This is a genomic window from Paenibacillus sp. MER 99-2, from assembly GCF_023714095.1.
In the GTDB taxonomy this organism is placed as follows: Bacteria; Bacillota; Bacilli; order Paenibacillales; family Paenibacillaceae; genus Paenibacillus.
Genome location: NZ_JAMAUZ010000001.1, coordinates 1,482,254 through 1,508,798, shown reverse-complemented (window position 1 = coordinate 1,508,798; position 26,545 = coordinate 1,482,254). Strand labels below are relative to the sequence as shown.

Below are 26,545 nucleotides of genomic sequence, written 5' to 3'. Positions count from 1 at the left end.
GATGTCCCCTTCGTGACGGGAATATGAACTGAATATGAACAAGCCAAAAAATGCATACAAAAAAGGAGAACTGCCTGTGTACAAGCAATTCTCCTTAAGCATGACATCGTTTAGTGATCGAGGAACACGAGCTGGATGAAGAACAATACTGCAAAAATGTAGAATATCGGGTGTACGTCTTTGCCTTTGCCACGAAGCAGCTTGAGCACTGGATAGAAGATAAAACCAATACCGATACCTGTCGCAATACTATGCGTTAGCGGAGTCAAAATGATAATGAGGAAGGCCGGGAATGCTTCTTCGAGATCCTTCCAATCAATTTTACTGATAACATTAATCATAAAGTATCCGACAATAATAAGTGCTGGCGAAGTAATCGCCGGAATGCCGGAGATCACACTTACGATTGGTGCGAAGAACAACGTCACGGCAAGCAACACACTCACTGTAATTGCGGTTAATCCCGTTCTTCCTCCTGCCGCTACCCCTGTGCTGGACTCGATATATGCGGATGTTGGACTCGTTCCCAACAATGAGCCCGTTGTTGTACCAACTGCATCTGCCAGTAACGCTCCACGAGAACGTGGGAATTTGCCATCCTTGAGCAGACCTGCTTGTTCAGCCACACCAAGCATCGTACCCGTTGTATCAAACAACGTGATCAATAGGAATGTGAATATAATCGTGTACAAGCCATTCGAGAAGACCCCTGCCAGATCGAGTTGAAACGCTGTCGTCCCAAGCCCTTGCGGCATGGATACGATCGTTTCTGGCATTTGGAATAGTCCTAAGATCCAGGCAAGTATCGCGGTAACCACCATACCGATGAATAAATAGCCTTTAACATTGTAAGCCATCAGAACAACCGTGATAATTAATCCGATAATCGTCAGATACGTCATTGGCTCTGCTAAGTTTCCGATTGTAATCAGATTCGATTCAGAATCGGTAATGATGCCCGAATTTTGCAAACCCACCGTTGTAATAAACAAACCAATCCCTGCTGTGATTGCATGTTTTAAGCTCGCTGGAATAGCATCCAGCAACATGTAACGGAACGAAGTGATTGATAAAATAATGAACAAAATCCCCGCAATGAATACCGCTCCAAGTGCAACCTGCCAAGAAACGCCATATCCAGAAACGACACTGTAGGCAAAGAATGCATTAAGACCCATTCCTGGTGCCAAGACAATCGGGTAGTTAGACCAGATTCCCATAATTAGAGTTGCAACAATACTTGCCAGAATAGTCGCAATAAATACACCATTAAAGTCCATACCCGTGCTGCTTAGAATTCCTGGGTTTACAATCACTATGTATACCATCGTGAAGAATGTCGTAATCCCTGCAATAATTTCTGTTGAAACAGTCGTGCCTCTTTCTTTCAGTTTGAACCAGTTGTCCATGGTAAAGCCAGCCTCCAACCTTCATAGTATTAACCTAAGCCACACATCAAAAAATCCTAATCTTCGTATAGGATTGTTAACTATTCGCTCCTATATTCGTCATTAGGATTTAAACGCTGAGCTTTTAACCAAAAATAATCTTACCCATCTCTGTGTTAACCTGATGTCCATTTCGAATATTAATAAATTTAACAGTCATTGTCAATGAATTAATCGATTTGTTCACAGTATTTACGAACTATTTAGATTAATTTTGTAATATTATTCGTTTTTTAGGTTCCACTACAAACAGATTCACTCTTCTAATTTGAGCAACAACTTCTGGATAGCAATTGACATATCTGTGGGGTTCTCCTTCATCCCGCGTATGATCCAATCCTCTATAACTCCTTGAACACCAGATGCAATAAACAAACTTTCCGTTTCCCCAAACAACGTCCTATTACTTTTAGCTCTGTCGCGTTCGAGCATTTCTTGCAGAATTTTATCTTTGAAAAAATACTTGAATTTTGCAGAGGTCATAAGTCTATCTTCTGAATTAGTCAGAACAAGAAATAAGGTTTTGTTCTGATAAATGTACGCTGTTAATTTGTTAATAAAATGTAGAACATCTTGATGATCTTGATATGGGAACGAATCGTTGTAAAACTGATCAAGCTGAGTAAACATCTCACCTTCAATTTCGCTAAATAGGGCGTAAATGTCTTCATAATGCAAATAAAATGTACCTCTACCAATGTCGGCAAGCTCCGAGATTTCAGATATGGTTATTTTGGTAAACATCTTATGGTTCAAAAGTGTTAGAAAAGCTTGTTTAATGGCTGCTTTCGTTTTCTTTGATCGTCGATCTCCCATATAGATAACCTCATTTTCTGAACATTTAGAATCCTTCTGTTCATTATTGAACAGAAAACTTAAAATTCACTATATTTTATGGTGTGTTAGCTCATTACAATAACAATAACATCACTCAATAAAAAGGAGATGCCCATGAAATTATATCGCTTAGCTACTAAAAATGAATTACACGAAGTCGCTTCATTGTTTACCGAATCATTTCTGGATTATCCATTATTTCCACTTATGTTGAGGTCTGATAAGGACTATAAGAAGCTATTGTATCAACTGAATTATATAAATACCAAATCATACTATCAACAGAACAGTTGCTTTGTCTGTGTATTAGAAGGAAAAATCGTTGCTGCTGTTTTGCTAAAAAAAAGAGGTGAACATGGACCAAACTTTTTCCAATATTTCTTTAATGGTGGAATAGAACTGACCGCCCAGGTTGGGGTAAGAAAACTGATTTATATTCTGAGGACATTAAATAAAATGAAAGAAGCCTGTCAGCGTTACGGCAAAGATACCTGGTACATTGATTCGCTAGCTGTTGCTAATGGTTTTCAGGGGCAGAGGCTAGGAAGCTCATTGTTCCATTCCTTTATTTTCCCTCATATCAGCAAGCAAGGAGGAGGTCGCATCACACTCGTCACTCATACTGAACTAAACAAACGGTTCTATGAGAAGAACGGCTTTAGCGTTTTTAGTGAATACAATATTGGAGTGAGTAATCATCCAATTACAAATTTTAGTTTTCAGCAGATTATCCACTCCTCTTAAGATAAAATGTTGACATTTGTCCAAATAAAATCGTAGCTATTTGTTCATTGTAACGCTTCTTACTGCTGTCTATAATAAAAAATGTAATTGATAATCATTATCAATATCAAAAAAAAGAAAGCAGGGGCAGCAGATATGAATAACGCATTTAAAAAAAATATAATGTTATGGGTGGGATTGCTTCTTTTGTTAACGACATTGGCTGCGTGCAGCCAGTCAGAGAATACTGATCCGCAACCAGCGGAGCAAGCCACTCCAGCAATTAAAAGCTATACAACCCAAACAGATGAACAGATCGAAATTCCCACTCATCCACAACGGGTTATCTACCTAGGCTCTACACTTGAAGATCTGTTAGCGATGAAAATACCGGTAGTGGGAGCTAATCTTGTCAATGTGAATAACATTTTTTCTGAAGGTCTATTGACAGATATTCAAGATGTCGGGAATCCTGGCGATCTTGAAAAAATTGCTTCTTTACAACCTGACTTAATTTTGAATGGATACTCGCAGGATGCTGAACGAAACACGGCACTCTCCAAGATTGCGCCTACCATTCCCTTTAACTCAGCTTTACCATACAAAGAACGGGTACAAGAACTCGGTACCATTTTCAGTAAACAGGATGAAGCGGAGCAATGGATAAGCAAATTTGATTCAGAAACTCAAGCGATGTGGGATCAAATTAAATTAACAGAGGCCGAAACAGCAACCGTGTTCTTACAGCTCGGCAAACAGCTCTATGTGATGGGTAATCGTTCTCTCGGTGCAGTCCTATATCAGGAACATGGATTTGCTGTTCCGCGTGCTGTAGAAGAAAATATAATTTCTCAAAACTATACTTTCATCGAGTTGTCAGAAGAACTGTTACCTGAATATGCAGGTGACCATCTGTTTGTCCTCACTCAGGACAATAACGAAAGCAAAACAGAGTCAGATGATTTACAGAAGAGTCCGCTTTGGAAAAACTTGCCGGCCGTTCAAGCAGGACATGTCTACACCGCCTCTGCGGATTGGAATACAGATAACCTTTTAGCACTGGAGCAGCTACTTAAAGAATTGCCGAAATGGATGAATCGTTAATCTGAATCAAAATTATGAATAAATCCCCCGCTCTTTGGCTATGGGGATTTTTTCAGTAAAATCATTGATATTTCAAGATCCGAAAAAGTAGCTACAGGTCACTTCAAGATCGAATAAAACATTGTATAGATAGTCGTTATAGGATTAATTATGATAAGATGCTTTTATTGAGAATAATTATCACTAGCAGGAGGCATCTGAATGCACAATATTTCCACCTACATACAATTACAGCAGTATGCTCTACTTTGTCCTACCCCATTATCGTCAGAGAGTACCCTTCAGAATATACGTATTGAGAATAATCATGCGGATTGCTGTACCTTACTCATCATCATGGATCATGGCGTTCGCCTGCATATCGATAACGTTACCCAAAATTTGCGCCAAGGTAGCTGCATTATCCTTTCGTATCAGCATATCTACCGACTTGAAACAGACAATTCTCAAGCAAGAGTAGCGTGGTTTACCTTTAAAAATTTTGAAGTAGACGGTCTGATCCTGCGTCGAGTTCCATATGCTACGCTTATTTCTGGTTATCCGTACAAATTGCCTATGTCCATCTTAAAAACAACACTGGTAGCTGAGGATTGGGAATGCTCCTGGCCACGTAATGCCCATGTGCAAAAACACGGGGAAGTTCGCACACAAGAGCAGCACCTTCCCACCTTTGCCCCGGAATATCTTATTCTTCAGGCAAAACTACAACTAATCCTTGGTATGATGGCTCAAATGGAGCAAGCTAACCCTTCAGTAGATCAGGAAAAAGCAGTACACCAATCCTTGCTGCACATGGAGCAGCATTATAACAAAGAATTGACAGTAGAATACCTAGCCGAGATGACAGGAATGATTCGATGGCAGTACAGCAAAAAATTCAAGACAATTACTGGTAAACAACCGATTGAATATTTGACAGAACTGCGCGTAAAGCATGCCAAAAACCTGTTGCTTCGTTCGTCTGAAACATTACGAGAAATCGCGAAGCAAGTCGGATTTAAGGATGAATACTACTTTAGCCGGCGCTTTCATCAATTCACAGGCTATGCACCACGTGAGTTTGCCAATATTTTTTCGCGTACTCACCTAAGAATTGTTACTGATTCTCTTGGTCGGAAGGTACAGCTTCCCGAAACGACTAATCGCATCGTTGCAACTGGAACCAATACAATCGGTGAGTTGCTTGCCATTGGCATTATGCCAATTGGAGCAGGTATTGCTACGATGAAGTCGCAAGTTATATACAAAAACAAGCTGCACAGCATTTTAGATATCGGATTACAAGCATCCCCGGAGCAGGTTTCACCGTTAAAACCGGATCTTATGCTGTTAGGCAATTATTGTGAACGTCAACTGTCACAATTAGATGCCATAGCGCCAACTATTGTATATTCTGGTAGAAACACCACCTACGAACGGTTACTTTACATCGCCGATCTTTTTAATCGAAATAAAGTAGCAGAACAGTGGATTAACCGATATGAGGCAAATATACGGCGTCTACGGCGTCAATTATCCGATCAATATCATGTGGGAGAACACGCTACGGTATATCTTGTATTGGGCAAAAAAGTCTATGTCATGGGGCAAAACGGGTTTGCGGCTACGTTATATGAATCCCTTGGCTTTCGTCCCCCTGCACCTGTTAACCACTTCATTCAAGAGGGTATGCTGTGGGTGCAAATTGAACTTAATCAAATTAGCCGGTACCTAAGCGACCGCAACTTTGTACTGTCCAATCCATCAGACCTGCAATTTATCACTCCGTTATTTTCAGAAAAATCGTCACCTTACAACGTTCACTGGTTAGATTCTATTTGGAACTATGACGATCCAATCACCCGTGAAAGGTTATTGTCTGTTCTACCATCGATCTTCACAAATCCGAAAATACAAAGGAGAATACTTTAGGATATATGGAAAGAACCTCGTGTTTGTTCAATTGATATAGCAATAGAAATAATGTGTTATCTAAAATGTGATTAACCCCATCGCCTGTTTCGCTTTGGTAAGTGTAATGTTCGCCTGAATGGCTGCTTGTTCAGCACCATCCTTAAGAATCGCATCCAACTGTGCCGAGTTCACGATTTCCTTGAATCGATTCTGAAGCGGGACTAATTTCTCAACGACCAGTTCAGCTAATTCTTTTTTGAATGTACCATAACCCTGTCCGTCGAATTTTTTCACAACGTTCTCTATTGATTCGTCTGAGAATACAGAGTAGATTTCAATTAAGTTGCTAATGGCAGGTTTCGTCTCCCAATTGTAATATAGGCTTCCTTCAGAATCCGTGACTGCACGAGCAAATTTCTTCTTGATTATCTCAGGTGAGTCTAAGAGCAGCACATAACTGCTAAGATTCGGGTTGCTTTTACTCATTTTCTTCGACGGGTTATCCAGTCCCATGATCCGGCATCCAATCTCTTGAATAATGGGCTCAGGTAGGGTGAATGTTTCACCAAAGCGATGATTGAACCGTTCGGCTAAATCACGCGTTAGTTCCAAATGCTGCTTCTGGTCTTCCCCTACGGGTACATGTGTCGCCTGGTAGAGTAGAATGTCCGCGGCCATTAGGACGGGATAGGTAAACAGCGCAGAGCTGACAACATCTTTGCCCTCTGATTTATCCTTGAATTGTGTCATCCGACTCAACTCTCCAAAGCTAGCCTGCGTTTCCAGCAACCATGAAAGCTCAGGATGCGCTGCAACCTGGGATTGAAGAAATATGCATGCTTTAGCAGAATCTACACCTGCCGCAATATAAAATGCTGCAATTTCTCGTGACCGCCGCCGTAATTCTTCTGGATCTTGATACACCGTGATCGCATGTAGATCAGGTATAAAGAAAAAGCACTCAAACTCATGTTGATACTTAATAAATTGACTTAAAGCACCACCATACCCTCCAATGTTCAAGTCACCGCTCGGCTTAATACCCGATAAAATTCTCTGTTTCATTGTCATTCCTCCTAGTTCACTGAAATTCTCATTACCTAACAGATGAAAAACAAAAAACACTCCATCCCTAAAAGGGACGAAGTGTTAGACTCCGCGATACCACCCGAATTCAGCCTCTCGGCTGCACTCACACCTGTCAAAACGACTAACAGGGTGCCCATGGATAACGGAGGGATACCGTCAACGCCTACTGATCGCCATGCGAAGTTCGGATTGAAGCGAATGGACCCATTCATTACACATTCTCGTACCGGACCTCTCACCATTCGCCGGCTCGCTTGGACGATTCAATGCAATTACTCTTTCCATTCATTGCTAACTATTACTAAATTAAAATACATATTATCCGAATGTAAAGCAAAAATCAAGCTTCAATTTACAAGGTAAATCACGATGTACATCACCAAACCCCATTTTACATAAAAAAGCTACACTGGGGAATGCTACTAAAAAATTTTCCAGCTTGGGGTGAGATCATGAAGCAGTCCGGATCGAAGATCAGCACATCTGGGGTAGTCATTGTCGTTATTAATTCGATCCTTGGAGCCGGAATTTTAACACTACCTCGCACAATTAGTAAAGCAGTAAAAACACCAGATGTGTGGATTTCCATCATCTTGTCAGGTGTATTAGTAGCATTAGTAAGTGTTTTACTCGTTACACTTTGTCGCCGATTTCCTGGCAAATCCGTTTTTGAGTTTACACCTGAAATTACAGGTAAATGGGTTTCCTATCTTATTGGACTGTTGATTATTATGTATTTTGTTATTCTGTGTTCATTCGAAGTTCGAGTGATGGCTGAAATTACAAGCATGTACATTCTTGAACGTACACCAAGCTGGGTTACCATTATGGTCAGCTTATGGATCGGTATTTACATGATTAGCGGTGGTCTTAAAGTAATCATCCGTGTTTTTGAAATTGTATTACCCGTCACCCTCTTATTGTTAGCAGTCGTTTTTGTTCTAAGCAGCAGAATGTTTGAGCTTAGTAATCTCAGACCGCTTCTAGGTGAAGGGATTCTGCCTGTACTAAAAGGAATTAAGCCTTCCTTTCTGTCTTATTCCGGTTATGAAGTGTTATTGATCATTACAGCACTCATGGCAGACGTCAAAGCCAGCAATAAAGCTGCTATATATAGCATTCTTATCTGTACCATCATTTATCTGGTTACCATTGTCATGGTCGTAGGAAATTTGTCTTTGCCAGGCATTGAGACTCGTACTTGGCCAACATTTGACATGGTACGTAGCTTCGAAATTGAAGGCGTATTTTTTGAGCGGTACGAATCGCTTTTTATCGTCTTCTGGCTCATGCAAATTTTTGCAACGTATGCGTTTAAGCACTATTTTGCCGCCGTGGGTATTCGAGATTTGTTTCGTCTCAAAAATATCACAGGTCTGGAATATGCGTTGCTGCCTGTGCTATATATCATCGCCTATTTACCGAAAAATCTGGAAGAAACGTTCGCATTAGGTGATTTTCTTGGAAATATGACCCTCTTTTTATTTGGTCTGATGCCATTACTGCTGCTGATCATCAGCATCATTCGTAAAAAAGGAGGTAAGCAATCGTCTAATGAAGGCTCTGGTTTAAATTCAGGCTAAAGCCAATCCATTCATAGGTGTTAATGGTTATTACATCGTTGCATCGGGCTGCATCATAATGCTAATACTACATACCGAATTATATATAAGGGAGACTTGGTATGGATCTGCAAAGTGGAAAATTGTACTGGCCAACAACGGTTGTTAACCCACCCTCTTATCCTAAGCTAGAAGAAGACCTATCCTGTGATGTACTCATTATTGGTGCTGGCAGTTCAGGTGCCCAGTGCGCGAACATCCTTAGTGAACAAGGTTTAAAAGTAGTGATCGTGGACAAAAGAAAAGCTGGAGAAGGTAGCACCAGCACCAATACAGCTCTGATTCAATATGCCGGTGAGAAGAGCTTTGTATCGCTATGTAATTCCTTTGGTGAAGAAATGGCTGCTCGTCATCTTAAACTATGTGAAAAATCGATCAATGACATTGAGCGACTCAGTAGCCAGCTGCCTATTGATCCGGACTTTATCAGACGTGACAGCTTGTACTATGCAAGCGACAAGGAAGATGTCTCTTCTCTAAACGAAGAATATGCTTTGCTTCAGAAATACGGATTCAAGGTTGATCTGTGGGATGAAGATCGTATCAAGCAGTCGTACCCTTTTCAAAAAGCAGGCGCTCTGTACTATTATGATGATGCTGAGATGAATCCGCTAAAGTTCGTATATGGGCTGCTTGAGAAAGTAACATCTAATGGCGGTTTAATGTACGAAAATACGGAAATAACAGGTAAACGCTTTGAACAGGACTATGCCGTTTTCTACACCAAGGAGCGTCATGAAATTCGGGCAACACATGTTATCATCGCCGCCGGTTATGAAGATCGTGAGTTTAAAGTGGAGAAAAATGCCTCGCTCGCGAGCTCTTATGCTGTCATTACCAAGCCCATTGAAGATTGGTCGAGCTGGTATAAACGAACATTAATATGGGAAACCGCCCGCCCCTATGTCTACATGCGCACAACGCCAGATAATCGAATAATTATCGGAGGTATGGACAAGGATACTGCCTATGCCACAACAAGGGATTCTAAGCTTATAGCAAGTAAAGACAAACTCATTCATGAGTTTAATCAATTGTTTCCGGACATTCCGGCAGAACCGGAATATTATTTGGGAGCTTTCTACGGGGGAACACACGACGGGTTACCTATAATCGGTCAATATGAATCATACCCACATTGTTATGTCATTATGGCATACGGAGATAATGGCACGGTGTATAACGGTGTGTTAGCCAAAATCGTTGCCGATAAAATCGTAACAGGATCAAGTCCCGATTGGGATATCTATCTGCAAAGTAGACCACTTATCGCTCACTAACCAGCTTCTATAATAAAAAAAGGCTCAAATGGTAACCACGCAGGTTCACTCATTCGGGCCTTTTTCGCTTTACTTGTTAAACGAGTTGAACCAGTTATCCAGCGCTTGAACGACTTGTTTGAGCTGCTCATCCTCAGTGATTTCAGGTGTAGGATCTCCCTTTTGCATGCCATACGATCCGAATTGTCCGTGGTTTCCTCCATCTATGCTGACAAATGTCGTATCCTTCGGAAGATTGGTTTTTGTTTTCTCCCATTCTTCCCAGTTCAATACGCCATCATCGGTTCCTGTAATTTGCAATGCAGATAAATGGGTATCATTCAAGCTGCCACCGTCGTCAGCGTAGGAAGCCAAGTAGAAAATTCCCTCAAGCTGATCCGCATGCTCCGCAGCATAGCGTGAAGCAAATGCGCCACCAAGTGAATGACCACCAATTACATATGCTTCATCTGGATGTTCAGCAATGAATGTATCTGCTTTGTTTAGTCCAAATATGGCCAGGTTCAGAGGCATCTTGGCAATATATACCCTGTGACCGTGTTCAGCCATTGCTCTTGCTAGCGGGGAATAGCTGGTTGGTTCCACCAGACCTCCGGGATAAAAAACGATATTGGGCTCCACAGCTTCCGTTCCCTGAGGTTCAAAGCGATAGCCTTGTTGTACTTCGGTGACCAATACCTGTCCGTCACTTTGCATAGCTGCTTCAGCTTGTTTGGATGGGCTGTATGTCACCGATGATAGGTACACAAACAATCCAACCACAAGGGCAACGACGATCACGCTTGTCCATATCAGTATTTTTTTCCATCTGCTCATGCGTTGCGCCGTTTTCAAAATATAACCACCTTTACTTGTTACGAATTTCATTACATTTAAATTATATTTACCGGTAAGTAAAATTACAAGAGGATTTTGCTAATGATAGAAATTTGTCATAAAATATTCATGTGAAGGAGCGAATGCAATGCCAGAGAAACCAGTAAAACGCTTACGGGGAAGGCCTAAACAGGATTACAATGATATATCCATACAGCAGACGATCATTTATACAGCTTCCGCACTGTTTAAGGAATCCGGCTATGAAGCGATCTCACTTCAACAGATCGGGAAACAATGCGGTGTATCCAAACCTACTATTTATTATCATTTCGCGAGTAAACCCGAACTATTCAAGGTCGCCATGACAACGATGCTTAACAATGTTCGAAAGGTCACTTCACATTTGCTGAACGAAGCCGACCATCTTGAGCATGGTTTGGTGCGATTGGCTGAGGCCAGATTAGCGAACCCCCATGCGGAGATTGAAACGATGATGCGAGAAGCTGAGTCTTTTCTTGATGAAAAGCAAGTTCGGGAAATCCGTGAAGCTGAGCAGCAGATCCACGAATTGCTGGCTGAACATTTCAGGCTCGCTATGGATCAGCAGATCCTTCGTGAAGAAGATCCCATGTTCTTGGCGGAGACCTTCTCGACCTTAATGTTAATGGGAAATCGTGAAAACAACCCGCAAAAGTATGAATCCCACCTCGCTCTCGCCCAAAAGATCGTATCCCTTTTCTGGCAGGGCGCAAAGGTATCTTGAATGAAGGAATAGATGAATGACTGTTCTATGCTGGAATACATTGGTAGCTCGATCGGATAGGATTTAACTTATGCATGATCTTAAGCACACTTGCTAGCTTGTGGATCGACGGGAGCTTTCGTTCTTAGAACGGAATTTCTCGTCGTTCCGCTTTTCATAGAAGCTATAGTGTGTGGTTCTTATGTAAATTGTAAATGTGCAGCAAAAAAGCCGCTCCGTGAGCGACTTCGGATAAATCTATGATTTCAATCTGAATATAACTGCCTGTGGTTAGGCGAGTAAATGTAATCTTATTTTTTCAACTTTTCCGGGTCCTTCACTTTAATGGATACAACCTCACCGCAATCAAGACAGATGGTGTACACTCGTTCAGAACCAAGCGACATCTTTTGATTCACTGGGCGCAGATTAATAAAATCCATCGCTTCAACGAACGAAGTTCCACCACAATCATTACATGTTCTCTCCGATGCTTGCATTGAATTATTCCCCTTTCCGTCATCACTCATGCTGAAAAATAAAACCTGATCTGCGAGCCCTGTTGTATCATGAAATGCTATCGGTATAACGTTCAACATAACTGTTTAAACGCAGGCTCTCCTTGGTACAAATTGTAACTCCAGATTTATATAAACTATAAATTAGCACCGAATATACTGTCAAGTTACCCTTCATTTTCAAATTATTAGGATGACTCCAGCCTCGATCAAATGGGTCAATAGCGTTTAAGAATCCGAGTGGCCTCTTCTTGTATGCGATTACTTAAAGATTGAGGTTCAATCACCTCGACGTCGCCTCCCCAGCCTAAGATATAGGGTACCAACTCTTCTGGATCATGCACACGATAAGTTACCAGAAGACTATCGTCCTTTTTCTCAATAGCCTCGATATAAAAATGACCCGTCTCCGCAATTTTGTCAGCTATTTCAACATTCGCTCTAACCGTTATTCGTTGATTTCTCTTATCCTGTGGACGATAGTTACTAAGGTGAAATTCCAGCGGCATAACATAATGTGATTCCAAGACAAACAACTCTGTCATTCGTGACAAACGAAAGTGTCGAATATCCTTACGGGTATCACAACGTCCGATCAACGTCCAATTCCCTTGAACAAGTGTCAAACCATATGGGTCGACCTCTCGTATGCTCATACGAGTTCCATCAGTCTCAGCTATTTTTTTCAGATAGGTCATCCGTATTTTTCGTCTCTCCAAAATGGCTTGGCGTACCTGGCTTAGATAGCTCTTCACCTTTTCATCAATCTGCGGTTCACCCGCATGAATCACTTTCATCGTTTCGCGTATACGAGTCGACTCCTCACGTACTCCTTCAGGTAAAACCGCTTCAATCTTTCGCTGTACTTGTTCAACCACATCACTGTATTTATTATCAAGCCTCTGTGAGATAAAATCTGTACCCAACAGTAGCGTTACAGCCTCTTCTGCGGTGAATGTAACTGGCGGGAGAAAATATCCGTCCATCAAGGCATAACCTTGTCCGGGAGCTCCAAAAACAGGCACTCCTACCTCGCTCAATGCCTGCATATCCCGATATATCGTTCTCACGCTAGTCTCAAATTGAGCAGCCAAGTCTTCCGCCCTCAACATCTTATTATTGCGTTGAAGTTCGAGCGTTATTGCGAGCTGCCGTTCCGTTTTGTTCACTGTTCTTCCCCCACTAACCATGTAAGAAATGATACTTTTATTCATTTAATTACATTGCTCTTTGACATTAACCTTGTTGTTCGTGACAATGACAAAAGCTTCTTGTTTGTCATTTAATCACCTCAATCGACTATTGTTCCAATATAACCCATTCTAATTCCTAAGTATAGCAGCTCGGTTTTGGGCACAATCCATGGTTCAATTCATAAAAAAATCCCCTTATCGTAGCAAGATTAAGTCCGTCTTAACATTGACTTTTCTCTTGTCTACTAAAGGGGAAAATATTAGAATCTGATCATCTAAACTATTGGTGACTCTTGGTCAACCACAATTAGACCATATCTTTTATTTGTTGAACGTAACCTTTTCCGAACCACCGTCAAATAGAATGGATGTTTCCCGCGGCTTCGTCTCTGCGATTTTACGACCATTTCTGAAGGAATACAGCACACCGGCTTGTTTGCGAATGGCTTCATATTCATTCTCTGCTTCGAGCACGATGAAGTTGGCTGGTTTACCTTCTTCAATACCGTATACATCCTCAATGTGCAATGTTCTTGCACTATTGCTCGTAATAAGATCAATTGAATTCACGATCTGATCATATCCGAGCAATTGTGAAGCATGGATGCCCATATGCAGCACCTGAAGCATGTTGCCTGTACCAAGTGGGTACCACGGGTCGAAGATATCATCATGACCGAAACATACATTCAAGCCCGCCTCCTGAAGCTCCTTCACCCGAGTCAGTCCTCTTCTCTTCGGATACGTGTCAAAGCGTCCTTGCAAGTGAATGTTAACGAGTGGGTTAGACACAAAGTTCAGATCAGCCATCTTCAATAGACGGAACAATTTATACGTATAAGCATCATTATATGACCCCATCGCGGTTGTGTGGCTAGCCGTAGTTCGGGAACCTAGTCCTCGTTCGTAAGCTTCCTTCGCCACAACCTCTATGAATCGAGATTGCTCATCATCGATCTCATCACAGTGTATATCGATCAGTCGGTCATATTTCTCAGCAAGATCAAACGCAACTTTCATGGAATCAACGCCATATTCACGTGTGAATTCAAAGTGCGGGATACCGCCAACCACATCAACGCCCATTTTAAGTGACTCTTCCAGCAATTCCGCGCCGTTTGGATACGAGTGAATACCTTCCTGCGGGAAAGCAACAAGCTGGATGTCCATATATGGAGCCATTTCTTCTTTGACTTCGAGCATCGCTTTTACTGCGATTAAGCTTGGATCAGTCACATCGACATGCGTCCGTACATGCTGGATGCCTTGAGCCAGTTGCCATTTCAATGCCGTTTTTGAACGGGTTTTGACATCCTCATGAGTTAAGAACGCCTTGCGTTCAGACCAACGTTGAATCCCCTCGAACAGCGTACCGCTTAGATTCCACTCTGGCTCTCCTGCCGTAAGTGTCGTATCCAGATGAATATGTGGCTCAATGAATGGTGGCAGAACAAGTGAGCCGTTGACGTTAATAACTTCGTCATTAGCTGTTGTCTCCAGCGTTTCTGTGATCTGCACAAACTTTCCGTCTTTTACTACAATATTCCAAAGACCTTCTTTACCCCGCAATTTTGCGTTCTGTATAATCATTCAAATTCCCCTTTTCTTTGTTTTCTTTTGCTGGAACAATCAGCATGAGCAAGACATAAGCTACCGCTGTTCCGAGCAATGCGTTAAGTGGCGTTACCCCTGGTGCAAGCTGTGCAAATGCAACGCCGATTGCCCAAGCAATCATGGCTATCCAGTTTACATTTTTGAAATTCATTTCAGCAAAAGGTTTATACGATCTGCGTTTCACAATAAAGTAGTCTGCAATAATAATAGCTCCGATCGATGGAACAGCTGCGCCCAGTACATTCAGGAAACCAACGAAGTTGTTATACATCCACATCGCAAACACTGTACCTACGATACCATTAACGATTACGAAGAATTTCTTCGATATTTTGGTGATGTTCGCAAACCCAAGCCCAGAAGCATACAGCGCATTATCATTCGTTGTCCAGATATTCAGACCTAGAACGATAATTGCCGGGATGATCAGTCCTTGCAGGAACATGACCTCTGAGATATCTGCCAAGTTATAAGCCATCGCTCCTACGGCACCAAATAGAAACATGAGTGAATTCCCCAAGAAGAAAGCAATAACCGTCGCCGTAACCGCTTGTTTGGAAGTACGGGAGAATCGCGCAAAATCGGGCGTTAACGTGCCGCCGCTAATAAATGATCCAATGCAGATCGTCAATGCCGCTGCCGCAGTAAGCGTCTGTGTTGGTGTGTAGTCTAGTAATCCTTGTAAACCACCTAGCGTGCTAGCCCCTTCAAACATGGAGTAGCTACCTAGAATAGCAATCGCGGGCACTGCTATATAACCAAGAATGATCAGTGACTTCATGCCGTAAATAGCGGATGCTGTCATCGCAAGACCAAACACAATGATCAACAGATATACGTTCCAGTCCATCGCTTTCGCAACCGGGATGGCGAACATCGCTACGCCGACACCGAACCAACCAACCTGTGTAAAGCCAAGCAGGAAGGATGGAAGGTAGGAACCCTTCGCACCAAACGCATATTTTGCAAGCAAGTGTGTGGACAATCCTGTCTTGGCAGCGATATGAGCCAACGCTCCTGTGTAAATGCCGAGCACCAGGTTCCCCGCCAGTACGATGCCGATGAATTCCATAAACGTCAGACTGACGCCAAGTGTTCCCCCTGCCAACATACTCGCTGAGAAAAATGTGAACCCCAGCATAACGGATAACGTCTTCCAAAAATGATTGCGTTGCGTCTTAGGCACCTCTTGCCATGAAAACTCTTGATCTTGTTTGCTCATCAGAATACCTCCAAAGTAAAGTGTTCTGATACCATAAAAAAAGCAGAAAAAAGAGGCTACTTGTCAAGTTATACACCGACAAGTAGCCTCTTCTTGCATTACAATCCGCGCGAAGACGCAGAGCATCCCTGATGGATATGCCCCGATTCCTGCGTGATTATAAAATCCGCTGCCCTTGCCAGCCTCTCTGGACTGAATTAAAGGTACCAGTATTCAATTAAACTCTATTATTTTGGAAAATGCTGAAGATGTCAATGTAATTTTTAACCATTTAATATTAATGATTAATTTATTATCAATACTTCCGGGATATAGACCCTCTTCACAAGGAGTTTTCCAAAATACCGTAAATCGTTATATTGACCTTGCCAAAACGTACTTCACAGAGTTCAGCAGGAGCAAAATTCAGACTCACGGCACACTCTTTCAATCGACCCAGATTATATTCTAAAACTTCATCTTCCAATTCAAAAATCAGGCTGGATACAGCATAACTGAGTTGATCCCGCTCATTGTTACAGGAGAAGGTCAGCTTATTAATTCCCTTATTTCCAACGATGGCTGGTTCGTCCAGTTCAATGTTGCCCTGAGCGCCATTTAATGCATTTTGAAACGCTTCAATAAGTAGATTAACGCCATGCAGGTCGAACTTCATGGACATGGCGTATTTCCCATCTCTAGTTAACTTGATCATGACTCCAATCCTCCCTTATTCCTGCACTGAAGTACGATCTCCCTCCAATACTGCCAAGATACCAGATACGAATCCAGATCGCTTGGATGATGCTTAATCGCAGTTCCGATTCTCAGGTATAAGCCGATGAGAACTTTCTCGTAGATCGTCGTTACGGATGTCTCCCTTTTAAAACGAATCTGATCCAAGATTGAATGGAACGTTTCTATCGTTAGCTCATCTGGTGATGAACAAAATGCATAAATCACATCATACAAGGGATCTCCAATGACAGGCGTAGGGTCGATCACACCCTGTAGTCGCCCACCCTCAAATATAAAGTTATGTACACCACAATCCCCATGCAATAAAAATGCTTCCCGCTCTTCCTCCATGCTTTGTACCAAATGATATATCAGTTTATGATCTTCATCACCTAGGTGTATGCCGATCATTTTAGATTTCTCAGAACGTTCCTCTTCAAGAAAATCACGCCATGATTTACTCGGCTGATCCGCCCATCCCCAACCTTGTTTAGTGCTTACCTGCTTATAATCATTAATAAGCCCATGAATGAGCGTTTGCAGTATTTCTCTTTTATTCCCATCAGGATAATCCGTTGAACCGGTGATAAAAGAGTACACGAGATACGTATTGGAGGATTCCAAAAATATAAGCTTCGGGAGTAAGTTTGATGATTGATAATGTTTAAGAAAGACCGATTCAGACTTAACCACTCTAGGCTCATTCATTTTCACGACATATGGATTCCCATCTGTACGCTCTAGAAGATATAGCTTACTTACTGTGCCTCCACTTAATGCTTTGGCTGGAATAGCGATAGAGTTTAACACTTTACGATCTACTAACTCTTGCATAATCTGCTCTATGTTCATAAGTTACCACGCTACTTTCAGAAATTAAATGTCGTGTTTAGGATACGGTCTTAACAACTTCTGGATATAACCTTTCGTATTCCTTATAGAGCACATAATGGTGGACACCCTTAGAGACATCAAGGGCTTCCTTCGCAAGCTGTATGGCAAGATCTCTTCGACCCGCTTTGAGTTCTATTGCTCCTAGTAGCGCAGATCTCATCCAATGTTTCTTAATAGACTTCAGTCGTTCTCGTGCTTGTTCGCTGTTACCCTCCTCTAACAGAAGATACGTTTCATAATATGTCCGGTAATCGGACCAGCGAATATGAGGAATTGCTTCCCGAATTGCATTCATGTCCTGGTTATAAAATCCATAAGCTGCCTTGAACGGGGCTTGTGCCACTTCCCGTTTGTATTTGAGCCGTACCTGCTCCATAACAACCTCTGCTTCGTCATCTAATTTATTTGCCATGACATAATTGATATACATCCCGGGTGTGTTTTTCTGATTCCTCAAATAGGACTCAACCCGCTCAATGTTCTTATCAAACGCCAATGGATACCAATGAATCCGAATAAACGCGATAAATATACCCGTCAAGACAACACTGAACGTTAGAACTTTGGAATATTCATTCCAAGTCATGAACAAAACAAACCAAAAACCGATAATAGCCATTACAAATTCCCAACGTAGCTTCCGCATAAGCAATCTCCCCCGAATGATGTAAATAAGAAAAAAGTAACAACAAGTGAATCAATTTCATAATACCTTTAGCTGCTTCAATCAAGGCTAGATATAGATCAAAACGGTTTAATTGTATATATCTAGTTACATAAAACACGTATTAATGAGTTATGAAATTGATTCAAGTAACTATTATATCAAATTAACAATCTCTTTTTGTAAAATGTTAGGGGATTTATAGTTCAACAAATTTCATCTTCGTTTTGATATAGCAAAAAGACCTCACCAGATGCTGCCTAGTAAGGTCTTTCATAGTAATCAATAAACATGATGTGTTCATTCAAAATTATTATTTATATCGTGTTGGCATGTTGCTCATTTAATAATGCTTCAAAAGCTTCGATATTCGTATTAAACTGCGGAACCGTGTGGGTCTCTTCGGCCTGTTTAACCAATTCAACGACCAGGTCATTGTACGGTGTGGCCACCCCGGTGCCTGACGCTCTACTGGATACGACTCCATTAATATAATCAATCTCGGTTTTACGTTTCTTCTCCAGATCCTGTAGCATACTTGCTTTCAGCAGTCTTGAAGGTTCCATTACCGTACGTAATGTTTGAACTCGTTCAGGAATATCTGCCTCGCTGTTCAGTTCAAGAGAAGCAATGTCGAAGCCATTCATTTTCACAAATTGAACTCCAGTTGCATGTCCAACTTTAATCGTCTCATCCGCAATGTGAACCGCGCTCACAATACCAGCTTCGTGGTCGATAATATCTCCATATTGTCCATTCAATGCTGCTGATAATCCGCTAAATGCGTTGTTAATCAACAATTTCGACCACTTTGTTCCAACGAGATTATCCGATATATGTGTACCTCCGACCAGGTCTAGAACGGATTTAACTCGCTCAATTCTCTCGGTAACTTCACCATTTAGCTCGCCAATCTGAAAAGCATACTGTTTGAACTGAGTATATTCCGTCGTCAAGCTAGACACGCCAGGTTCTATGAATGTAGCACCGAACTCTACGGAGCCTGCAATGACACGATGTTCACCAACAATCGCAGCGACTTTATCTTCAGGAATCCCATTCTGCAGGGAGCACACGATACTGTCTTCTTTTAAAAATGGAAGTAATTCCTGTAAAATCGCTTCGTTATATAGCTGTTTTGTGAGAAGTAGCACGAGATCGTATTGTCCTGACTTCTGCTCAGGGGTTATCGCTTTTACGTTAGCCTGAAACGCTGTGGTACCGGTCACTTTGGCACCTGTCTGATTTAAAGCTTCGACATGCTCCTGATATGCATCAATTAACTCGACATCCATTCCACCGTCCGCTAGATAAGCTCCAACGATGGTTCCCAAAGATCCTGCTCCTACAATTGCAATTCTCATGTTGTGTTTCCTCCTTATTTCTCTTCTAGGTAGTTATATACAGGCTGTGCTGCATTTAAAGTTAAGTTGGTAAGAATGTGGGATGCAGATACCACTTCCAATACAGGCAGATCTGCAAGAGGTGCTAGTGCATGCTCGAAGAGCTGAAGCCGGGCAGGCCCTGTCCAGGCTTCCTTCACCTCAATATCTGTAATTTGAGTGCGGATCAGATCACAGATTCTCAAATTACCGTTATAGTCCGTTGCAATCTTGATCATAAAATTCGGACGACATATTTCACGTTTAGCAGCATCTTTGTCCATTTCTACATGCTTATAACCCATGGTCGCCGTAGCGACACGAAGTGTTCCATAATCAAGCGTGCCCACAAGCGTATCGGAATCCGTGTATAGTTTGGGTGCACCCAGCTTTTTCGGATATGCCGTCAGCTCTCGACCACTGGCAATCGCCGGGAAGTTGTCTACATACATCGAGTGCACATAATCGCCATGCTCACCATTGAATTGAACGGGGATGACTTGCCCTGCTTCCGTATAAGCTCCGAGTCCAGATACATCCGGCATCCACATTACTTCGAATTTAACCAGAGGGTCTGTGATCTGCAAAGGCTCTGGTACTACTGCCCGCAAAGCTTGCTCATCTGTCCGGTATATAATATTTAGATATTCGCGATTCACAAATTTGTACGGTGGCATCGGATAAGCCGGAGCCGTTAAGGGGGTATTCAGATTGTTAGCTATGTTATTTACATCGATTTTCATCAAAGGACACCTGCCTTATCCAAAATTTATCTCTATCTCATAAATAAATTCTACATCAATGTTTAAATTTAATATAATACATAATAAGAACTATATATATTTATCACAATAAATAAGGAGTGCAGATAAATGGAGCTGCTTCAACTCAAATATTTTCAGACAGTAGCCTATACGGAACATATCTCTAAAGCTGCTGCTCAATTAAACATAGCCCAACCTTCACTGAGCCTAACCATTAAACGGTTGGAAGATGAACTAGGAACACCTCTGTTTCACCGCAAAGGAAGAACAATCGAATTGAATGCATCGGGGAGAATTCTGTTGAAGCATGTGAACCGAATTTTTTTAGAAATTGAGAATGCTGAGATGGAGATCAGAGCAGAAGAACATCAGATCGCTAGCACCATCCGAATCTCCATTACGAATCCTCGATTTCTGACGGGTCTTATTGGAGACTACATTAACGCTTCTCCTGAATCCAAGCTTCAGCAAGGCATTGGGAGCCGGAATGAGATTATTACAAGTTTGAAAAAAGGTGATATGAATCTGGGGATAACGGGGCATCCGATTGAGGACGAGGAGATTGAAAGTGTTGTTCTTGTTGAAGAAGACATTGTACTGGTTGTACCTAAGAACCATACTTATCGTGGTGAGACTACCATATCATTAGACGTTGTTGCCAAGGAGCCGTTTATCTCACTGGCTGACAACAAGGAGTATAGTCGATTTACAACGATGCTCTGCGAAAAAGCTGGCTTCCTCCCCAATCTTGCATTTGAGGTTGATTCGCATACGCTGTTGGAAATTATCCGACTTGATCAAGGTGTAGCCTTGCTCCCCGTGTCAGTATGTAGAAATCTGGGCTTGAATTATATCCAAATTGCAGATGAAGCTTCCGTATATCCGATCAGCTTGTCTTGGGTTAAGCAGAAATGGCTCTCTCCAGCGGTTAAAGGGTTTCGTGAATTTATTATCTCATACTACAAGGTGAATGCTGGCATGTTTAAAATTTGAGGTGACTTAAAACTGGACTAGGTATATCTACGACTACGTAAATATAACGATTCATAACCAAAGACCACGTAATTCCCTTTCCAGGGACTCACGTGGTCTGTTCATTAATTTTTATTGTACCAACCGTGTGGAATCATCTCACGCTCAAGTTCTAACAATTCGTGTATGATCTTATCCGCATCACTGATGGAGTTCACCAGCGGATCGGTCAGCATGGCTCGTCTCAGCTTCTCATAGCTCTGATTCAGCACGGCTTCGACTGTAAGCTCATGCGTATCCAGAACAAGTTCCTGCATACCTCTGATTCCGCGTGGCATCTCGCCTACATGGACAGGCTTAACGCCATCCATACTCACGTCACATAACAGCTCCAAGAATGAATCGTTATTCATATTGGTTACCGCGCCCTGATTCAGAGTATTAATGAAGAACTTCTTGCCCAGATTGCCCACCATATTTTCGATGATATCTGTCGCATGATCTGGACCGAATGTGCTCATATAATCAGCAATCGGGATGTTTCCCGCCAGAAAATCATCCACCTGTTGCCACATTTCGTCATGCCGCTGATATCGATCCTCTGTCTCCCAGATCGATAAAGGCGGGATTGTGTCCGCACTCTTGCCGTGACCTTGCCAGTATCGAACATATTCCTTCGTGTGTGCTGTACATGTAGGAATAATACCGAAAATATCATACAACTCGTACGTAATCGCATCATTAAAAAGAGCCTTAGCACCACGATCGCCGCCGTTATTCTCATCCCCTGCCAGCTTGCGCATAGCTTCGGCAATGTTGGGCATCACATTTGCCCCTTCAAACTCGGCTTTGAGCAGCCAAGTAAAGTGGTTCACACCAGCGATGCGGAAATCGAATTTCTGGTCAATCTGTTGGTTAAACTCGCTATGGTCTCCGATAATTCCAGCTCGCACAGCATAGTAGGCCTTCTTGTGTGGCATATGGTGGCTATCGCAGAGCGCAAAGGATTTAAGTTGTGGTGCATAACGATGCAGCGCAATCCCATGAACCGTCGATGGATTGATATAGTTAATGACCCATGCATCAGGGCATAGGGCTTCAATGTCTTTTGCACACTCCATAATAACCGGTAGCTCACGCATAGCTCGAAAGATTCCACCTGGTCCAATCGTATCACCGGAGCACATCCGAATACCGTATTTCAGAGAAACCTCACAATCAATACCACGATACTTCACCGATTGTTCCGCAAAACTGAGTACAACGAAGTCTGCTCCTGGCAGCACTTGTCTCCGATCCACCGAACCCTCTACCTTAAGAGATACGTTGTTCTCACGCGCTACCTTTTCAGCTAATGTTACCATTTTCGAGAGTCTCTCTTCATCCGTATCTACAAGCGCAAGTGTACCCTGATTCAAGTATGGGGAGTGAACCATCTGCCAGATGGACTGACGACCAAAAAACAGGCTACCCGCGCCAATCACGACCACTTTAGGATGTTGCATCGTTGTGTCATTATTCATTCATTAACCCTCCTCGTAACGATATAAGTTCATTATAGAGAAGTGGCACAGAATCGGAATGTGTGATAGTTTTCTAAACATGTCATATGGTACGATTACAAAAAGACTCTAAATCCTTTTATAGACTAGAACAAATCAAAGGATGTCATAAAGTAAAACAAAGCGAGGTTGATCAGATGCCTACAAATCATGTAAATATGAGTATAATTGACGAGCTCTCTGACCATATCACACTCCGTATGAGCTCTTATCTTGAACAGACTCACGACCGAAAGTGGATTGAGCATAAGTCGCATTCCGACTATGATCTATGGCTTGTTACCGCAGGCTCCGTTCAAATAACCGTCGACGGAATTGAACATACAGCAAGCACGGGCGATGTCATATTCTTTTATCCGGATATGCCTTATATGGCAACTACAACTGAAGAACTGTGCCGATTTGTTTACATGCACTTTGATTTCAGCATCGCTGAGCAAAAACGAATTCTGGGTGAATTTCAACTTCCAGGTATCGTACCTGGTAACCTGATACAAGAAGAGACTACGCTATTTGCCTCTTCCTATCGACGGTTTAAGCAGAACAAGGGTACTTCTGGCAATCCACTTTATCTAAAAGCGACGTTGCTTCTTGTCATCGCCAAAATTTTGGAGCTTCATGGGCAAGGCATATATACAGGTGCATTCCTCCAGAATCGGAAAACTCGAAAAAGCGAAGGGAGTCTGGATGTTCTGCAGAATGTATTCCAGTATGTTGAGGCGAATCTGCATCGAGCCATCCGGGTTAATGAGCTTGCGGCTGTTGCGGGAATCTCCGAGAAGTATTTTATCTCTCTGTTCAAGAAAATTTTAGGCATTACCCCAGGACAGTACATCAATCAGATTAAAATGAATCGCGCCAGGGACTATCTGTATGAGAAAAAATATACCATCCAGCAAATCGCTGAATTTCTGGGATATCCCGATCCCTTCACCTTCTCGAAAGCGTTCAAAAAAATGTATAACGTACCACCCTCCAAATTCGAATAACGCGTTTTGAATATAATAAGTCTCGGCTACATAAAAGCAAGCTACAAAAAGAAGAGGCAACCGGTCTATACCGGATGCCTCTTCCTGTTAGCTTAACTCATTTATTCATTGTAGATTGCCAGTTATCAATCAGAATCCAGTTTTATCTCATATTCAAAAGGAGCTTCCGGGGAGTACAACTCATGGAAAAATCCTTTGTACGATATGTCCTCTTCCATACATTTAATGAGATATGCCAGATGCTCATCATCCTCTTCCGCTTCCGCTTCCTGCTCGTTATACTGCATCACCTCAAACATATCCAGAATGTTCTCCAGCAAGTTGAGTTGAATGAATAACGGTAGGTTCTCCAGCATCGCTTCCGAAACTTGCGTTTCCGAAGTATATCCAGCAAGTACGGTTTGGAAATAATCGTCCATGAACTGTCTACGTTTGTCTGCATCTGGTTCGAATTGAATCCAGCCAACGCCGTTTGTCCATATAGATGCAAGGTCTAACATGTACCAGCCAAAACAAGAATTATCAAAATCAAACACCGTGATCTGACCCGTATCATAATCAATGGAGTAGTTCCCGTCATTAAAATCGAAATGAATCATTCCAAATGTCTCTTGACTCAAATCCAACTGCTTCGCGGTCTGCAGCAATTCAGTCATCTTCTCTTTGAGCAAAGGGAATGCTTCAGGAATTAAGCTCGCGATTTTTTCTGTGTTGTATCTTTCCAGAAATTGATATCGGCTATTAACGGGCGTATAGCTTTTCGATTCCTGATGCATCTTGCCCAGAACTTTGCCGCAATTATAGTAGTACTCGCTAATGGGAACCCCTTCCCGGTACTGATAATGGTTTTCTACAAGCAGCTTGCCTTTGGCTTTTACAAACAAGCTGATATAGAATGTATGCTCATCATGAACGATTTCTTCCAGTAAACGACCTTTATTGGATTTTACAACATTGGGTACACTTGCGTCATGATCGTACAGATAGCGGACATATTCGAGTTCTGCCATATAATCCTTCCTGCTTCGATCAGGCATAAAAGAGATTCGGAGAATGAGTGACTCATGCCCCTCTTTTTCACAAGAGTAAACGATATTCCGCCCTCCCTCATGAGGTGGGACAAGCTGAATCGTGTAACCTTCCAGGTCGAACACCTTGGACGCGAGTGACAGTACATGCGTGTTGCTAATGTGAACAGCTTCGTTAAAATGAATAATAATCTCCTCCAGTAAACATTGATGGGGCGGTTTCCCGCATTACAATGTCCACAAAAGGACTCTGTTGTAAACGATAATCCTTTTGTAGACCTAAAGCACAATCACCTTGTTAGACATTAAAATTCGCTCCTTTTTTGTTTAGATGTAACCAATATAGCCTATAATTCCATATTATTCTAGTTGATTTTAGAAATATTCTAGCAGAATTTATTCAGAACCTACTGCTTCATAGTAGTACCGAATCAAGATGTCCTGATTATAGTTGCCAAAGCCCTTTCCAAATAACGTAAGTCCACCCCGACCAGGTACGCCTTCTTCTGGGCTTAAACGAATTGTCCAATATGTAGCAGAATTAAGACTCAAGTCATTTATTTTGATATCCGAGATGCGCTGACCGTCAATAAACGTGCCTTCAGCATTGATTCGCAGCACTTTGAGTACACCATACTGGTTGACATCCGAATGCCACCATTGGGGAGTAAGCTTGCCCTTGCGATCCCCAAAGTCACCAGGACTTGTCCACGTTCCAAGAGAGTGACCATTCAGCGTAAAACGTATATCCGACGGCCAGTTCTCATTCACTTGAGGGGCTTCCGAGCCAAGCTCCAGTGAAACTTCAATCTCCTTGATTGTCTGATCTTTATATAGGTAATTAGGAATCTTATATTCGAGAAAGCCACGTGCCAACCAGAGTATGCCTGCATTTACCCGATCCGGATCCATGAAGCAGGCTGGTGTATCGTATTGCCCAATGATTTGGGTCGTCGTCGCAATCCCGCATGTTGGCCACGCCTCATAATCCGTATATTGTCCGACCGGAATAGAAACTTCGTGGTACGGTGCTGCCATTGGCTCTGGTGACAAATTAATCGTCATAAACTCTTGCTGAATGTAGCAAAATTTATAGGTTCCACCGTTTTCCCGTCTCATTCGACTGCCAACAATACCGGCTTTCTGCAGCTTGCTCACATGGGTACTGACAATGGCTTTACTCAAATATAGCTCTTCGGCGAGTGCATTGATGTGCATCTCTCGCTTTTGTAGTAATAAACGAACAATATTTAACCGAGCTTCGCTTGCAAGCGCCTCGTAGACCATTAACGAGTTAGCATCCGTACCGAGCATCATGAACTCCACTTCCCTCTCGTTTTGAGTTCGTTATTTTGCGAACCCTGTAAAATAATCTTGCTCCTAAAAAAGCATTATGATACATATTAGATAACAAATCAATATTTTGATTTTGCTTTTTGGCGAATCCAATATATTTCACTTATGAATGA

24 protein-coding genes and 1 other annotated feature are annotated in these 26,545 nt (G+C 42.1%); of the genes, 8 read left to right on the top strand and 16 right to left on the bottom strand.

What is annotated here, in order from left to right; genetic code table 11:
• Positions 1-110: 110 nt before the first annotated feature.
• Positions 111-1,409, bottom strand: a complete 1,299-nt coding sequence (locus M3636_RS06805; RefSeq protein ID WP_128101920.1) for an NCS2 family permease — start codon at positions 1,407-1,409, stop codon at positions 111-113.
• Between the two features lie 294 nt (positions 1,410-1,703).
• On the bottom strand, positions 1,704-2,264 hold the full coding sequence (locus M3636_RS06800; protein ID WP_128101919.1) for a TetR/AcrR family transcriptional regulator: 561 nt from the start codon (positions 2,262-2,264) through the stop codon (positions 1,704-1,706).
• A gap of 135 nt (positions 2,265-2,399) precedes the next feature.
• Here M3636_RS06800 and M3636_RS06795 point away from each other — a divergent pair, with 135 nt between their 5' ends.
• From M3636_RS06795 to M3636_RS06785, 3 genes are all read left to right on the top strand, one after another.
• Positions 2,400-3,029, top strand: a complete 630-nt coding sequence (locus M3636_RS06795) for a GNAT family N-acetyltransferase (RefSeq protein ID WP_186323370.1) — start codon at positions 2,400-2,402, stop codon at positions 3,027-3,029.
• Between the two features lie 135 nt (positions 3,030-3,164).
• Positions 3,165-4,112 carry an ABC transporter substrate-binding protein gene (locus M3636_RS06790; RefSeq protein ID WP_251381708.1) on the top strand — a complete coding sequence of 316 codons (948 nt, stop codon included), beginning with the start codon at positions 3,165-3,167 and terminating at the stop codon, positions 4,110-4,112.
• A 201-nt stretch (positions 4,113-4,313) separates the two neighbouring features.
• Positions 4,314-6,023 (top strand): AraC family transcriptional regulator, encoded by a 1,710-nt coding sequence (locus tag M3636_RS06785; protein ID WP_251381706.1) that lies wholly within the window; start codon positions 4,314-4,316, stop codon positions 6,021-6,023.
• A gap of 60 nt (positions 6,024-6,083) precedes the next feature.
• Here the strand turns inward: M3636_RS06785 and trpS are convergent, their stop codons facing one another.
• Complete coding sequence (trpS, locus tag M3636_RS06780) at positions 6,084-7,070, bottom strand: tryptophan--tRNA ligase (protein ID WP_251381704.1); 987 nt, start codon at positions 7,068-7,070, stop codon at positions 6,084-6,086.
• Positions 7,071-7,139: 69 nt separating this feature from the next.
• Positions 7,140-7,392 (bottom strand) — a binding site (T-box leader).
• A gap of 154 nt (positions 7,393-7,546) precedes the next feature.
• Here trpS and M3636_RS06775 point away from each other — a divergent pair.
• On the top strand, positions 7,547-8,677 hold the full coding sequence (locus M3636_RS06775) for a GerAB/ArcD/ProY family transporter (protein ID WP_251381702.1): 1,131 nt from the start codon (positions 7,547-7,549) through the stop codon (positions 8,675-8,677).
• 101 nt (positions 8,678-8,778) lie between these two features.
• Complete coding sequence (locus tag M3636_RS06770) at positions 8,779-9,996, top strand: NAD(P)/FAD-dependent oxidoreductase (RefSeq protein ID WP_251381700.1); 1,218 nt, start codon at positions 8,779-8,781, stop codon at positions 9,994-9,996.
• A 69-nt stretch (positions 9,997-10,065) separates the two neighbouring features.
• Here the strand turns inward: M3636_RS06770 and M3636_RS06765 are convergent, their stop codons facing one another.
• Positions 10,066-10,830, bottom strand: coding sequence for an alpha/beta hydrolase (locus M3636_RS06765; protein WP_251381698.1), 765 nt, complete (start codon positions 10,828-10,830; stop codon positions 10,066-10,068).
• 130 nt (positions 10,831-10,960) lie between these two features.
• Between M3636_RS06765 and M3636_RS06760 the strand changes: the two genes are divergently transcribed.
• Entirely contained in the window at positions 10,961-11,578 is a 618-nt protein-coding gene (locus tag M3636_RS06760) for a TetR/AcrR family transcriptional regulator (protein WP_251381696.1), read from the top strand.
• A gap of 290 nt (positions 11,579-11,868) precedes the next feature.
• Here the strand turns inward: M3636_RS06760 and M3636_RS06755 are convergent, their stop codons facing one another.
• The 9 genes from M3636_RS06755 to M3636_RS06715 all read right to left on the bottom strand — a co-directional run bounded on the left by M3636_RS06755 (position 11,869) and on the right by M3636_RS06715 (position 20,504).
• Entirely contained in the window at positions 11,869-12,057 is a 189-nt protein-coding gene (locus M3636_RS06755; RefSeq protein WP_251381694.1) for a hypothetical protein, read from the bottom strand.
• A gap of 236 nt (positions 12,058-12,293) precedes the next feature.
• Positions 12,294-13,244 (bottom strand): helix-turn-helix transcriptional regulator, encoded by a 951-nt coding sequence (locus tag M3636_RS06750; RefSeq protein WP_251381693.1) that lies wholly within the window; start codon positions 13,242-13,244, stop codon positions 12,294-12,296.
• Positions 13,245-13,589: 345 nt separating this feature from the next.
• On the bottom strand, positions 13,590-14,858 hold the full coding sequence (locus M3636_RS06745) for a cytosine deaminase (protein ID WP_128101908.1): 1,269 nt from the start codon (positions 14,856-14,858) through the stop codon (positions 13,590-13,592).
• Complete coding sequence (gene codB, locus M3636_RS06740; RefSeq protein WP_145407570.1) at positions 14,827-16,104, bottom strand: cytosine permease; 1,278 nt, start codon at positions 16,102-16,104, stop codon at positions 14,827-14,829. Before codB ends, M3636_RS06745 begins: the two co-directional genes overlap by 32 nt.
• Positions 16,105-16,426: 322 nt before the next feature.
• Positions 16,427-16,798: a hypothetical protein gene (locus tag M3636_RS06735; RefSeq protein WP_251381692.1), complete on the bottom strand. Its 372-nt coding sequence runs from the start codon at positions 16,796-16,798 to the stop codon at positions 16,427-16,429.
• Positions 16,795-17,673, bottom strand: coding sequence for a phosphotransferase family protein (locus M3636_RS06730; protein ID WP_251381691.1), 879 nt, complete (start codon positions 17,671-17,673; stop codon positions 16,795-16,797). The genes M3636_RS06735 and M3636_RS06730 overlap by 4 nt, the downstream gene beginning before the upstream one ends.
• 37 nt (positions 17,674-17,710) lie before the next feature.
• On the bottom strand, positions 17,711-18,361 hold the full coding sequence (locus tag M3636_RS06725; protein ID WP_251381690.1) for a hypothetical protein: 651 nt from the start codon (positions 18,359-18,361) through the stop codon (positions 17,711-17,713).
• A gap of 335 nt (positions 18,362-18,696) precedes the next feature.
• The gene (locus tag M3636_RS06720) at positions 18,697-19,743 is read right to left on the bottom strand and encodes a ketopantoate reductase family protein (protein WP_251381689.1); all 1,047 of its coding nucleotides are present in this window, start codon (positions 19,741-19,743) and stop codon (positions 18,697-18,699) included.
• A 14-nt stretch (positions 19,744-19,757) separates the two neighbouring features.
• Positions 19,758-20,504, bottom strand: a complete 747-nt coding sequence (locus tag M3636_RS06715; protein WP_251381688.1) for an acetoacetate decarboxylase — start codon at positions 20,502-20,504, stop codon at positions 19,758-19,760.
• 129 nt (positions 20,505-20,633) lie between these two features.
• Here M3636_RS06715 and M3636_RS06710 point away from each other — a divergent pair, with 129 nt between their 5' ends.
• Positions 20,634-21,518 (top strand): LysR family transcriptional regulator, encoded by an 885-nt coding sequence (locus tag M3636_RS06710; protein WP_251381687.1) that lies wholly within the window; start codon positions 20,634-20,636, stop codon positions 21,516-21,518.
• Positions 21,519-21,622: 104 nt separating this feature from the next.
• Here the strand turns inward: M3636_RS06710 and M3636_RS06705 are convergent, their stop codons facing one another.
• A complete protein-coding gene (locus M3636_RS06705; RefSeq protein ID WP_251381686.1) occupies positions 21,623-23,020 on the bottom strand; it encodes a family 4 glycosyl hydrolase in 1,398 nt (465 codons plus the stop codon).
• A 176-nt stretch (positions 23,021-23,196) separates the two neighbouring features.
• On the opposite strand from M3636_RS06705, the gene M3636_RS06700 reads away from it, so the two are divergent.
• On the top strand, positions 23,197-24,048 hold the full coding sequence (locus M3636_RS06700) for an AraC family transcriptional regulator (RefSeq protein ID WP_251381684.1): 852 nt from the start codon (positions 23,197-23,199) through the stop codon (positions 24,046-24,048).
• Positions 24,049-24,173: 125 nt separating this feature from the next.
• Here the strand turns inward: M3636_RS06700 and M3636_RS06695 are convergent, their stop codons facing one another.
• Together M3636_RS06695 and M3636_RS06690 are read right to left on the bottom strand one after the other, a co-directional pair.
• Positions 24,174-25,202: a phosphotransferase enzyme family protein gene (locus tag M3636_RS06695; RefSeq protein WP_251381682.1), complete on the bottom strand. Its 1,029-nt coding sequence runs from the start codon at positions 25,200-25,202 to the stop codon at positions 24,174-24,176.
• Positions 25,203-25,472: 270 nt separating this feature from the next.
• Positions 25,473-26,393 carry an ArsR/SmtB family transcription factor gene (locus M3636_RS06690; protein ID WP_128101899.1) on the bottom strand — a complete coding sequence of 307 codons (921 nt, stop codon included), beginning with the start codon at positions 26,391-26,393 and terminating at the stop codon, positions 25,473-25,475.
• Between the last annotated feature and the right edge of the window lie 152 nt (positions 26,394-26,545).